This is a genomic window from Solemya velesiana gill symbiont (assembly GCF_002020805.1).
Classification (GTDB): Bacteria; Pseudomonadota; Gammaproteobacteria; order Chromatiales; family Chromatiaceae; genus Sedimenticola_A.
Genome location: NZ_MPRJ01000081.1, coordinates 1 through 11,759, shown reverse-complemented (window position 1 = coordinate 11,759; position 11,759 = coordinate 1). Strand labels below are relative to the sequence as shown.

The 11,759-nt window shown below is 56.2% G+C and carries 12 protein-coding genes; 7 read left to right on the top strand and 5 right to left on the bottom strand.

Annotated features, from left to right (window positions below):
* Positions 1 to 356: 356 nt before the first annotated feature.
* The 6 genes from BOW53_RS10820 (at position 357) to BOW53_RS10795 (ending at position 4,507) form a co-directional block, all read left to right on the top strand.
* On the top strand, positions 357 to 938 hold the full coding sequence (locus BOW53_RS10820) for a superoxide dismutase (protein ID WP_078488003.1): 582 nt from the start codon (positions 357 to 359) through the stop codon (positions 936 to 938).
* Positions 939 to 1,086: 148 nt separating this feature from the next.
* Complete coding sequence (locus BOW53_RS10815; RefSeq protein ID WP_078488002.1) at positions 1,087 to 2,040, top strand: zinc ABC transporter substrate-binding protein; 954 nt, start codon at positions 1,087 to 1,089, stop codon at positions 2,038 to 2,040.
* Positions 2,041 to 2,541, top strand: a complete 501-nt coding sequence (locus tag BOW53_RS10810) for a Fur family transcriptional regulator (RefSeq protein WP_078488001.1) — start codon at positions 2,041 to 2,043, stop codon at positions 2,539 to 2,541. It begins immediately after the preceding gene.
* Positions 2,538 to 3,305, top strand: coding sequence for a zinc ABC transporter ATP-binding protein ZnuC (znuC, locus tag BOW53_RS10805; protein ID WP_078488000.1), 768 nt, complete (start codon positions 2,538 to 2,540; stop codon positions 3,303 to 3,305). The genes BOW53_RS10810 and znuC overlap by 4 nt, the downstream gene beginning before the upstream one ends.
* The gene (gene znuB, locus BOW53_RS10800) at positions 3,298 to 4,086 is read left to right on the top strand and encodes a zinc ABC transporter permease subunit ZnuB (RefSeq protein WP_078487999.1); all 789 of its coding nucleotides are present in this window, start codon (positions 3,298 to 3,300) and stop codon (positions 4,084 to 4,086) included. Before znuC ends, znuB begins: the two co-directional genes overlap by 8 nt.
* An 85-nt stretch (positions 4,087 to 4,171) precedes the next feature.
* The gene (locus BOW53_RS10795) at positions 4,172 to 4,507 is read left to right on the top strand and encodes a hypothetical protein (protein ID WP_078487998.1); all 336 of its coding nucleotides are present in this window, start codon (positions 4,172 to 4,174) and stop codon (positions 4,505 to 4,507) included.
* Positions 4,508 to 4,671: 164 nt separating this feature from the next.
* Here the strand turns inward: BOW53_RS10795 and BOW53_RS10790 are convergent, their stop codons facing one another.
* Positions 4,672 to 5,976, bottom strand: coding sequence for a tyrosine-type recombinase/integrase (locus BOW53_RS10790; protein WP_078487997.1), 1,305 nt, complete (start codon positions 5,974 to 5,976; stop codon positions 4,672 to 4,674).
* A gap of 206 nt (positions 5,977 to 6,182) precedes the next feature.
* On the opposite strand from BOW53_RS10790, the gene mutS reads away from it, so the two are divergent.
* Entirely contained in the window at positions 6,183 to 8,768 is a 2,586-nt protein-coding gene (gene mutS, locus BOW53_RS10785; RefSeq protein ID WP_078487996.1) for a DNA mismatch repair protein MutS, read from the top strand.
* Positions 8,769 to 8,800: 32 nt separating this feature from the next.
* Here mutS and BOW53_RS10780 read toward each other — a convergent pair whose 3' ends face one another.
* From BOW53_RS10780 to BOW53_RS10765, 4 genes are all read right to left on the bottom strand, one after another.
* Positions 8,801 to 9,451 (bottom strand): FHA domain-containing protein, encoded by a 651-nt coding sequence (locus BOW53_RS10780; RefSeq protein WP_172838874.1) that lies wholly within the window; start codon positions 9,449 to 9,451, stop codon positions 8,801 to 8,803.
* A 63-nt stretch (positions 9,452 to 9,514) separates the two neighbouring features.
* A complete protein-coding gene (locus tag BOW53_RS10775) occupies positions 9,515 to 10,255 on the bottom strand; it encodes a Stp1/IreP family PP2C-type Ser/Thr phosphatase (RefSeq protein ID WP_078487994.1) in 741 nt (246 codons plus the stop codon).
* A 148-nt stretch (positions 10,256 to 10,403) separates the two neighbouring features.
* A complete protein-coding gene (locus tag BOW53_RS10770; RefSeq protein ID WP_078487993.1) occupies positions 10,404 to 11,147 on the bottom strand; it encodes a DsbC family protein in 744 nt (247 codons plus the stop codon).
* Positions 11,148 to 11,150: 3 nt separating this feature from the next.
* Complete coding sequence (locus tag BOW53_RS10765) at positions 11,151 to 11,633, bottom strand: YajQ family cyclic di-GMP-binding protein (RefSeq protein ID WP_078487992.1); 483 nt, start codon at positions 11,631 to 11,633, stop codon at positions 11,151 to 11,153.
* Positions 11,634 to 11,759: the final 126 nt, after the last annotated feature.

Genomic DNA, 11,759 nt, shown 5'->3' with positions numbered 1-11,759 from the left:
GAGAACGAAGAAATGAACGGGAAATCGAATATTGGGCTGCTGTTTTAACCGGTCACGTGATCAGCTGATGATGACGACGGTGTTTTTCGAGGTTCCCTATAGTTGATATTTGACGAATTACAAAAGAACAAAGAGCCTATCAGGAGGCCAATCACCAATTCTTGCTGCACGTCTGTTGCAAACAGGATGAAAAAAACCCACTTGATATTGAAGCGAGGGTGACAGATAGTAGTGATGCTCAATCTTGCATTGCAGCTGACCACCATTTAGATTGCCCCTAATTATTACCTAGAATTTTGGTTGGTTTTTATACCGGCTAGGCCGGTACTTTTTCCATTTTCAGGAGAACAATAGCAATGGCACACGAACTACCTGCCCTGCCTTATGACATGAATGCCCTGGAACCCACCATCTCCCAGGAGACCCTGGAGTTCCACTACGGCAAGCACCACCAGACCTATGCAACCAATCTCAACAACCTGGTACCCGGCACCGAGTTCGAGGACGCCTCCCTGGATGAGATCGTCATGAAGTCCTCCGGCGGCATCTTCAACAACGCTGCCCAGGTATGGAACCACACCTTCTACTGGAACTGCCTCAGCCCCAACGGCGGTGGCGCACCCTCCGGCACCCTGGCCGTTGCCATCAACAGCGCTTTCGGTTCCTTTGAAGAGTTCAAGAAGCAGTTCGCCCAGTCTGCCGCAACCAACTTCGGCTCCGGCTGGACCTGGCTGGTCAAGAATGGCGACGGCAGCGTCGAGATCGTCAACACCTCCAATGCCGCCAACCCCATGACCGACGGCAAGACTCCCCTGCTGACCATCGACGTCTGGGAGCACGCCTACTACATCGACTACCGTAACGCCCGTCCCAAGTATCTCGAGGAGATCTGGAACATCGTTAACTGGGATTTCGTAGGTTCAAACTACGACGCTTAAGCTCCTTTTCAGGCTTAGCATAAAAACCCGGTCCACAGGACCGGGTTTTTTTATGTACAGGATGTACCCCAAATGAACCCAACACCCCCGGCAAACTAGTGTAATATTATAACATTTCACCTATTGCACACTTGGAGCCCTTTCGTTCATGGGAAGCACATCCCTCATCCTGCGCATTGCAATCATCGCCATCGCCTTGCTGCTCCAGCCCTGCAGCGTACTGGCGAAAGCACCCCGCGTCTTGGTCAGCATCAAGCCTGTCCACTCCCTGGTGGCGGGCGTGATGGAGGGTGTCGACACCCCCGAGCTTCTAATCAGTGGTGGCGAATCCCCACACGCCTTCTCACTGCGCCCTTCAGATGCTCGCAAGATCAACCAGGCCAAACTGATATTCTGGATCGGTGAAGAGCTGGAGACACCCCTGGAACATATACTGGAGAATCAGAAGAGTGACTCCCGCATTATCGAACTGATCGCGACCGAAGGCGTCAACCTGATACCCATGCGCGAAGGTGGCGTCTGGGAAAGCCACCTTCACCATGATGAACACGAGAAGGAAGAGCATCACCACAATGCCAATCCCCATATCTGGCTCTCACCCAAAAATGCCGCACTGATCGTGCGCATTGCCCAGCAGGAACTCGGTCGTCTCGACCCTGGCAACAAAGCAATCTATTTACAGAATGCAGGCGCAATACAGGCCAGGCTGAAGGTACTGGATAGCGAGATACGGGAAAAGACCCTGGCCATACGATCTACCCCCTTCATTGTCTTCCATGATGCCTATCCCTACTACGAGCAACAGTACGGCCTGAACGCCGTAGGCTCGGTTACTGTCAGCCCGGAACATATGCCCGGGGCAAAACGGGTTCATAAACTACGTGCAAAAATAAAAAGCCTTGGCGCCTCCTGCGTGTTCAGCGAACCCCAGTTCCAACCCAAACTGGCACACACCATCACCCGGGGAACAGGGACTGAAAACGGCATACTCGACCCCCTCGGCGCCGAACTTCCTGCCGATACGGACACCTATTTCAGGCTGATGCGCAACCTCACCGATGCATTGGTCGATTGCCTTCGCCAGAACCAAGTGGAGCAATAGATGGCCTCAAAAAAAGAGAAAGACCTGTTTCCGGCAGCCAACCACGATCACAAAGCCTGCATCAAAACGGCACTGAACGAGGCGGAACGCTACTGCCGTGAAAACGGTCTGCGGCTGACCGAACTGAGGCGCCGCGTGCTGGAACTGGTCTGGGCTAGCCATCGCCCGGTGGGCGCCTATGACCTGCTGGAGAAGATCAGCAGCAATAATCGCAAGGCAGCCCCTCCAACTGTCTACCGCTCTCTCGACTTTCTCATGGAGCACGGACTCATTCACCGTATCGCCTCCCTCAACGCCTATGTCGGTTGCAGCCATCTCGATCACCATCACGCCCCCCGTTTCTTCATCTGCGACCAATGTGGTGAAGCCGCTGAACTGGATGACCCGGTGATCGACGATGCCATTGCCAGGGATGCCAAGCGCCTTGGCTTTCGGGTTGAGCGGCAGACCCTTGAAATCAGCGGCGTCTGCGCCACCTGTGAACATGGGAGCACAGGATGAACAGCCCCCAGGAGCCACTGATCTCGGCCCAAGACATCGGCATCCGGCTCAATGGTCGCGACGTCCTGGAACGAGTGGACCTAAGCGTTTCCCGCAATGAGATCGTGACCCTGATCGGCCCCAATGGCGCAGGAAAGACGACCTTGGTTCGCATCCTGCTGGGACTGCTGCAACCGGACCGGGGCAGCGTACATCTTCAAGACGACTTGAAGATCGGCTATATGCCACAACGCCTTTCACTGCCCGACAACCTGCCACTGACCGTCCAACAGTTTCTGACACTGACAGGAAGCGCAACTTCGGAAAAACTTACTGGAATTGCCAATGAGCTCAATATCAATCACTTGCTGAAAAGCCCTATGCAAACCCTCTCCGGCGGCGAGCATCAAAGGGTGTTGCTGGCACGGGCGCTTCTGCGTGATCCCGACCTGCTGGTACTGGATGAACCGGTACAGGGTGTCGATGTCACCGGCCAGTCCGAACTCTATTCGCTGATCACCCGCATTCGGGACCAGCATCAGTGTGGTGTATTGATGATTTCCCACGATCTGCACCTGGTGATGGCAGCCACCGACCGCGTGACGTGTATAAACCGCCACGTCTGCTGCTCGGGTCACCCGGAAGCAGTCAGCCGGCATCCTGCCTACCTGGAACTGTTCGGCGCCCACACCAGTTCCAAGCTCGCGGTCTATACACACCATCACGACCACACCCATGACATCCATGGTGCTGTGGTCCCAGACGAGGAACACCACCATGGATGATTTCATGCTGCGTGCTCTCACCGCCGGCCTGGGCGTGGCCATGATCGCCGGTCCGCTCGGAGTATTCGTGGTTTGGCGGCGCATGGCCTACTTCGGCGACACCCTGGCCCATTCCGCCCTGCTGGGTGTGGCACTGGGTTTCCTGCTCGGCCTCAACCTCAATCTCTCGGTGGTGCTCGTTGCTGTAACAATCGCCCTGCTGCTGATCAGCCTGCAGGGACGCCGACAACTGACCACTGACACTCTGTTGGGCATCCTCGCCCACAGCGCCCTCTCCCTGGGCCTGGTGGCGATCTCCTTCCAGACCAGCGTCCGTGTAGACCTCATGGGCTACCTGTTCGGCGACATCCTTGCCGTGAGCGCAGGGGACCTCCTCTGGGTCTGGGGGGGAGGTGCGCTGGCAATGACGACGCTGGTCCTGATCTGGCGACCACTGCTGTCACTGACGGTGCACCCGGAACTGGCCCGGGTGGAAGGGGTTCCGATCACCCGGATACGCCTGATTTTCATGCTCCTGATCGCGCTGGTGATCGCCGTATCCATGAAGATCGTCGGCGTGCTCCTGATCACCTCCATGTTGATCATCCCGGCAGCAGCAGCCCGCCGCATCAGCCGCACCCCGGAGCAGATGGCCCTGGCTGCCGCGGGTGTCGCAGCAGTGGCTGTTCTTCTTGGCTTGGGAGCGTCCTGGCAGTGGGACACACCGGCGGGCCCTTCTGTTGTAGTTGCCGCCGCGTTGCTTTTTGCAACGAGCCAGTTAATACCTTCCATCAAAAGTTAATAATCCGTCGATGTGACATAAACCTCGGTGTCGCCCGGTCTATTTCAGTGAGCATTAACCGCTGCATCTGACAGAGTCTTTACACATGACGGAACTTACCGAACAGGCCAGAGAAGCTGCTTTAAAGTGGTTACCGGAGTGGACCCGCAGCCAATATTTCGGGCTGCTGCTGGTTCTGACGCTCATGCTCCTGGCCTACCCCTTCTGGCCGAGAGACATCCTGGGCCTTGCTACCCTGGACATCCTGCTATGGGGCGTGCTGCTGGCCAGTATCTACGCGGTAAGCCACTCCAAGTTCCTGTTGCGTGTAGCTCTGTTGTTAGCTATTCCTACGTTCATCGCTGACCTGGATAGCCTTTGCTGTGACCACTCCCAGTTGGCTACGGCTGTTAACCGACTGGTTGCGGTCGTTGGTGGCTGAGAACCGCAATAGCCGTTTTGGCCGACTTGCTACCCTTTAGCAGCCACGCTGGGTGACTGCTCCACTCAGATATTGCCATTGAACTAACGCTGCCTTGAACGACCGGGTGGGTCGAACACACCCTGTTGAAGCTTGGCACTTACTGTAAGACCGAGTCTCAACTACTAACGAATAAGCGCGTCCAGATGATCCGCCCATTTCTGCAGCCAGCGCTTACACTCCTTCTCATATCCGTGCAAATCATACGTTCCCTCTATTCCTTTGCGTGAATGCCCCAATACGGCTTCTGCCACTTCGTTTGGGCATTGCAAACGTGAGAGGCCAGTCCGAACGCTTCTGCGCAGATCATGAGGTGTCCAGGCCGGAAGAGCTACCATCTTGTTGCTTACTCTCATCCGCCAGGCCTGCTCGGTTAACTGCTTTTGCTGGATAGGCAACCGCGTTTTCTGGGATGGAAACGGGTAGTCCCCAGTGGTCAGGCGAAGTGTTTTCAGGAACTCCACCGCTTGGCTGGGCAATTGCACATAGCGCTCGACCTCCGTCTTGCTCTCCCTTATGTGGAATGTTCGTTTCTTCAAGTCGATGTCCTTCCAGGCCGCATTGCAGACCTCCCCAGTACGACACCCTGTCCAGAGGGTAAACCGAAGAACACTCTTCTGTGTTGCGGTGTAATCAGACCCAGGCAACCATTTCAGCAACGTCGCCAATTCGGTATCAGAGAGGACTCTTTTTCCTCGCTGATGGGTGAGTTTCACCTTGGCCTGTCTGAGGCTTGCTTTGGCGAGAATTGCCGGATTTGCAAACTCATCTGAAAAATAGCCCAGACCAATCGCAAACTCGTAGGCGGCGGAAAGCTCTCTCAGTACATTTCCTGCTTGAACATTTGCCCCACGTTGAACAATTGCCATAATCATATCCACCACAGCCTTTCGCGTGACAGCATTTGCCGCCAACTCCCCCAACTTAGGAATCACATCGCCATAGAGGGTTCTGCGCGTCTCAGACTGACCTTTCGGTTTTCGTGCGCCGGCGATGGCCTTTCCGCTTGGAGATTTCCGGTCTTCGATATACTGGGTCAGGTAGAGCTCTACGAGTTTCTCCACTGTGAAGGATTCCTTAACTGACTCTCGTTGTCCCAGTTCCAATTCCTGGGCTTGCTCCCGTTTCAGCCGTTTCTCCTCTTTGGCCTCGGTTGCCGGGCAGTGTCCCTGGCGGCGAATTTGTTTAAGTTCCTGGAGTTTCAATCTCGCTTCGGCCAGGGAGGTCGCCGGGAAGTTGCCGATTTTCACCTGAACGAGCTTTGAGGTGATTGGGCTGGTATAGCGATAGAAAAATGTCTTTAATCCGGTAGCCCCGCATTTCACTCGCAAGCCAATGTTTTCCCCCTTGTCGGCCTTGATCTTATCTCCCGCCTTCATCGTCTCCACTGTCCTGGAAGACAAGGGTTTGGTATTCTGTACTGTTGCCATTGGCATCCTCTTGAATTGATGTCAGTTTGTCCGACGCAATGGAAAAAAGTGTAACTTTCCATGGAAAGTTACACCAACAAGAGCTACACTTCAAGTTACACTTTTTCCTGAGATTGGATGATATTTCGTGAGACTCGATGATACTACAAGAGACGACCTAAAAAGAATAAATACTTATAGATCAATAAATAGAGCAGCGTAACGGCATGAGTTCATTAGAAAAAAAAGAACAACATACACCGATGATGCAGCAGTACCTGCGCATCAAGGCGGAGTATCCCATGATGCTGGTCTTCTACCGCATGGGAGACTTTTACGAACTATTCTATGGCGATGCAGAGAAAGCTGCACGGCTGCTGGAGATCACCCTGACCAAGCGGGGCAAATCCGCAGGACAACCCATCCCCATGGCCGGGGTTCCCTACCATGCGGCAGAGGGTTACCTGGCGAAACTGGTCCGCCAGGGGGAATCGGTCGCCATTTGCGAACAGGTAGGCGATCCCGCCACCAGCAAGGGACCGGTGGAGCGGAAGGTGGTGCGCATCGTCACCCCCGGCACCGTCACCGACGAGGCCCTGCTGGAGGAGCGAAGAGACAACCTGCTTGCTGCCCTGCTGGGATCGGATGGCCAGTTCGGCCTCGCCACCCTGGATCTCAGTGGTGGCCGCTTCGTGATCCAGCAAATGGCCTCAGAGGAGGCCCTTGCAGGAGAACTGGAACGCCTGCGCCCCGCAGAACTGCTACTGCCAGAGGATTACGAGCTGCCCTCGACAACCCCGCAACAACGAGGGGTGACTCACCGTCCCAGCTGGCACTTTGACTTCGAAACCGCCGAAAGGCTGCTAACCCGCCAGTTCGGCACCCGCGACCTGGGGGGATTCGGCTGTGCCGACCAGCCCCTGGCTGTCGCTGCCGCGGGCTGCCTGCTGCAGTACGTGGAAGACACCCAGCGCAGCGCCCTGCCCCATATCCGCGGCCTGTCCGTGGAGCGGCGGGAAGATGCCGTCATCATCGATGCCGCCACCCGACGCAACCTGGAGCTGGATCACAGCCTGAGCGGTCAGCCCCAGCATACCCTGGCCGGCATCCTGGATCGCACCGCCACCCCCATGGGCAGCCGCCTGCTGCGCCGTTGGCTGAACCGCCCCCTGCGTGACACCCATCGCGTAAGGGAGCGCCACGACGCCATCAGCCACCTGCTGGAGCAACACGCCCATATGAACCTCCAGGACCAGCTGCAGGGCATCGGCGACATCGAACGCATTCTGGCGCGTATCGCCCTGAAATCTGCCCGCCCGCGAGACCTCGCCACCCTGCGCGACTCCCTGGCGGCACTGCCCACGCTGCAGAAGCGGCTGGGCGACCTGGATGCACCTTTGCTGACAAGCCTCTCCGACGAAGTCGGTACTCACCCCGAAGTTATCGACCTGCTGCAACGAGCGGTTATAGAGACCCCGCCCATGCTGATACGTGACGGCGGCGTCCTGGCAGAAGGCTACGACGACGAACTGGATAGGATGAGAAATCTCTCCCAGAACGCCGACCAGTTCCTGCTCGACCTGGAGAGCCGGGAGAAGGAGCGCACCGGCATCGCCACCCTGAAGGTCAGTTACAACCGGGTCCACGGTTACTACATCGAGATTGGCCGCAGTCAATCCGACTCGGTGCCGGAGGATTATGTCAGGCGGCAGACCCTGAAAGGGGCCGAGCGTTTCATTACACCGGAGCTGAAGAAATTCGAAGACCAGGTGCTCTCCGCGAGGGAGCGTGCCCTGGCCCGTGAGAAACAGCTCTACGATGAGCTGCTGGACAAGCTCCAGGCATCCACCCCCCTGCTCCAGCAGTGTGCCGACGCCCTTGCGGCACTGGATGTCATCACCAACTTCGCCGAGCGGGCTGAGCGCCTGGAACTCAATGCACCTGAACTGGATGACGAACCGGGCCTCGATATCACCGATGGGCGCCACCCGGTGGTGGAGCAGGTAAGTGACAACCCGTTCGTGGCCAACAGCGTCAACTTCAGCGACCAGCGCCGCATCCTGATCATCACGGGACCCAACATGGGAGGTAAATCCACCTTCATGCGCCAGTGCGCACTGATCGTGCTCATGGCCTATGCCGGGAGTTTCGTACCGGCATCCGCTGCACGCATCGGCCCCGTGGACCGCATCTTCTCCCGTATCGGTGCCTCCGACGACCTGGCGGGGGGGCGCTCAACCTTCATGGTGGAGATGGAGGAGACCGCCAATATTCTGCATAACGCTACAGAACAGAGCCTGGTGTTGATGGACGAGATCGGGCGCGGCACCAGCACCTTCGACGGCTTGTCACTGGCCTGGTCCTGCGGCGTGGAACTGGCCACCCGAATCCGTGCCTATACCCTTTTCGCCACCCACTACTTCGAGCTGACCACCCTGCCGGAAGAGTACCCGGGAATTGCCAATGCCCACCTGGATGCGGTAGAGCACGGCGACAGCATCGTCTTTCTGCATACGGTACGCGAGGGGCCGGCAAACCAGAGCTATGGCCTGCAGGTAGCGGCCCTGGCGGGCGTGCCACGGCGCATCATCGATCGCGCAAGGTTGAGACTCGAGGAGTTGGAACAGTCAGCCCAGCGTCACACCGAGCAACAGGTCAACCAGCTGTCCCTGTTTGCCACTGAGCCTGCAGCTGCCACCAAAACTGCGCCATCTGCCGTTGAGGAAGCACTGAACGAACTGAATCCCGATGAGCTCACACCACGACAAGCGCTGGACGAGCTCTACCGGCTGAAACAGCTTAAAACGGATTAGAGAGCGGCTTTAGGGCTAAGGGCCTGTTAACACTAGCCAAAAGAGATCTCGGCGAGATTCTCCCCCACTTCCACTAGGTCACCTTCGTGGAGTTGCACACCACCGGAGACATCGATCTCCTTGTCGTTGATCTTGGGATAGTGATCCCCGCCAATATGGAGCAGGTAGAAGCCTTGGGGCCGGCGTGCGATGGCTGCCACGTCGCCACCGGGCTTGCCGATGGTATAGAGAGGTCGCTTGATCTCGTCTGAATGCCCTTTGTTCGCCCCCCGGAAAAACTTGACCGCTGCGGTCTTCGGTGTGAGGCTGCGGGCCGGCTGAGCCTTTGACGCTGCACCCTGCTTTGGGACCTCGAGGACAACGGTCTTGTCCAGATCCTCCTCCTCTTCAACTGCCCCTTCCCTTACATACCGCAGTCTGAAGGCGCCAAGGGTAAGCACATCGCCATTCTTGAGAATGTGTTTCTTGATCGGCTTTTCGTTCAGCAGGGTGCCGTTGGTACTCCCCAGGTCTTCAATGAAGAAATCCGTAAAGATCTTGCGCAACTGACCATGATGCCTGCTGACGGAGAGATCATCGAGATGAACATCACACTCCACACCACGGCCGATCAAGATCTCCGGCTTATCCAGATCGATCTCGGTTACGACGACGTCATCTTTGTAAACTACCAGCTCCTCCATCTCACATTCCCCGGGCGAAACTTTCTCACTTTTAAACATCACTGCGTGCATTAGCCCTATCGCCTAATCAAACTGCGGGCGTACCAGGACTAGAGAAACATTATCCAGGCCGCCATTTTCCAGCGCTAGTGCTAGAAGTTTATCAGCCGTCGACTCGATATCTTCATCCGTTGCAGCCAGTAACTCTTCCATCACGCCATCACTTACCATGTTGCTCAGACCATCCGAGCAGAAGAGATACAGGTCGCCGGTTTTTATCTCTATTTCAGCGATATCGACCTCCACCTGTTGGTCGACACCCAACCCACGGGTCAGTACGTTATTTTGTACGCCTGCCTCACGGGCCTCCTCCGTGTTTTCAAACATTCCCTGGTTGACCAGTTCCTGGATCATCGAATGATCCCTGGTCAGAAGCCCCAGCTGTCCATCGCTGTAGCAATAGAGCCGGGAGTCTCCCACATGTGCATAACGCAGTGTCTGCTCTCCAAACACCCCGAGCACCACCGTAGTGGCCATGCCGTTAAATTGGGACTCTTCTTCGATAGTGGCAAAAATCGTGTCGTTAGCCGCCACTACCGCCTCTTCCAACGGCGCCTCGCCAACCGAAGCCAGCACCGGCATCAGGTAGGAGGCCATGGTCTCCACGGCCACCTGGCTCGCTACTTCACCTGAATTGTGTCCACCCATTCCGTCGGCAAGCACCACCAGGCCAAACTCCGGCAGCGTTGCCAGGTTATCCTCGTTGATCTCTCGGACGAGACCCTTGTCAGAGCGTGACACCGCCTCGATGGACATTAAATTCATATAAAAGTCAGCTCTAGCAAGTCTTCATACCCCGCCATGAATCTTGGAACAGATCAGAAGACCAAACTGCAAACGAGCGCACATTTCCAGAAAAAATCAGTAACTTAATTCCTAAAGATGCTGCGTGGTAGGGTTTCTGCTGTCCAGTCTATTCTCCAGGCAGCTCAGACAGCAGACGCTCCATCTTGTCGGGTGGAATATAGCCCGGAATCATTTCGCCATTGGCGAGCAGCAGGGCCGGGGTGCCGGTCACCCCCATGGCCTCTCCCAGTGCCATATGCCTGCGTACCGGGTTGTCACACTTCATCTCCTCAACCACCTTGCCCAACTTTGCCTGGGTCATGGCTTCCTTGGGGTCTTTTGCACACCAGACGGAAACCGCTTTACTGAACGAGGGGCTTTCGACACCCGCCCTTGGAAACAACAGGTAACGCACACGAATGCCGCGCTTGTTGTACTCATCCATCTCCTTATGCAGCTTGCGGCAGAAACCGCAATCGATATCGGTGAACACCGTTACCGTGTACCTGGTGTTTTCCGGTGCGAAGATCAGCATGTTGTCCTCTCCGACCTTCTCCACCGCCTGGAGCTTTGCCTTGTTGAGACTCGGCAGGGTGATGTTCTTTCGCTGCTCAAGATCGATAACATCCCCACGCAGAACATAGCGGGCATCCTCGGTGACATAGATGACCTGCGGACCGACAACCACCTCGTAAAGCCCGGGTACCGGCGATTGGGTCACACTGTACAGCTGCAGGTCAGGCAGAAGAAGCGAAAGACTTTGAAGTACCCGCTCGGACTTATCGGTGTCTGCATCTGAAGCTCCCGCACTGGCAGAGAGCATTGCCAGAAGAAGCGCGCCGAGTAGAACGACAGGCCGAACCATTGTCATCACTCAGTCCCTGAAATTGATGAACTGCAGCGGCAGTCCGTAGTCGCTGTCTTTCAGCAGCGCGATCACCTGCTGCAGGTCATCGCGTTTTTTCCCGGTCACCCGCACCTGTTCACCCTGGATCTGGGCCTGCATCTTGAGCTTGCTGGCCTTGATCCCTTTGACCATCTTGCGGGCGGTATCCGTATCTATGCCCTGCTTGATCACCACCAGCTGGCGGGCGGCATTCAGGCTGCACTCCGAATCTTTCACCTCCATGCAGCCAACATCGATATTTCGCTTGGCCAGTTTCTGGCGCAGGATATCCAGCATCTGCTTGAGCTGAAAATCCTGCTCCGCACTCAGCTTGATCTCCTCCTTGTTGTGCTCGAACTTGGCGCCCACCCCCTTGAAATCAAAGCGGGTGCTCACTTCGCGGTTGGACTGATCCACGGCATTTTTCACCTCCTGGATATCCACCTCGGATACGACGTCAAATGAGGGCATAGGTTATCTCCTGATTCTGGTATTCCTGCTTATGGGAATCTCTAAAAACCCACCTTAATCTGCGATAATAACACACACACAACTTTTCAATCACAGTACACAGACTATGCAACCGAACTTTTTTGC

Coding starts and splice junctions, on each gene's coding strand:
- BOW53_RS10815 (WP_078488002.1), top strand. CDS start 1,087: ATGGGAAGCACATCCCTCATCCTGCGCATTGCAATCATCGCCATCGCC.
- BOW53_RS10775 (WP_078487994.1), bottom strand. CDS start 10,255: ATGAATTTAATGTCCATCGAGGCGGTGTCACGCTCTGACAAGGGTCTC.
- mutS (WP_078487996.1), top strand. CDS start 6,183: ATGAGTTCATTAGAAAAAAAAGAACAACATACACCGATGATGCAGCAG.
- BOW53_RS10780 (WP_172838874.1), bottom strand. CDS start 9,451: ATGGAGGAGCTGGTAGTTTACAAAGATGACGTCGTCGTAACCGAGATC.
- BOW53_RS10790 (WP_078487997.1), bottom strand. CDS start 5,976: ATGGCAACAGTACAGAATACCAAACCCTTGTCTTCCAGGACAGTGGAG.
- BOW53_RS10820 (WP_078488003.1), top strand. CDS start 357: ATGGCACACGAACTACCTGCCCTGCCTTATGACATGAATGCCCTGGAA.
- BOW53_RS10795 (WP_078487998.1), top strand. CDS start 4,172: ATGACGGAACTTACCGAACAGGCCAGAGAAGCTGCTTTAAAGTGGTTA.
- BOW53_RS10765 (WP_078487992.1), bottom strand. CDS start 11,633: ATGCCCTCATTTGACGTCGTATCCGAGGTGGATATCCAGGAGGTGAAA.
- znuC (WP_078488000.1), top strand. CDS start 2,538: ATGAACAGCCCCCAGGAGCCACTGATCTCGGCCCAAGACATCGGCATC.
- BOW53_RS10770 (WP_078487993.1), bottom strand. CDS start 11,147: ATGACAATGGTTCGGCCTGTCGTTCTACTCGGCGCGCTTCTTCTGGCA.
- znuB (WP_078487999.1), top strand. CDS start 3,298: ATGGATGATTTCATGCTGCGTGCTCTCACCGCCGGCCTGGGCGTGGCC.
- BOW53_RS10810 (WP_078488001.1), top strand. CDS start 2,041: ATGGCCTCAAAAAAAGAGAAAGACCTGTTTCCGGCAGCCAACCACGAT.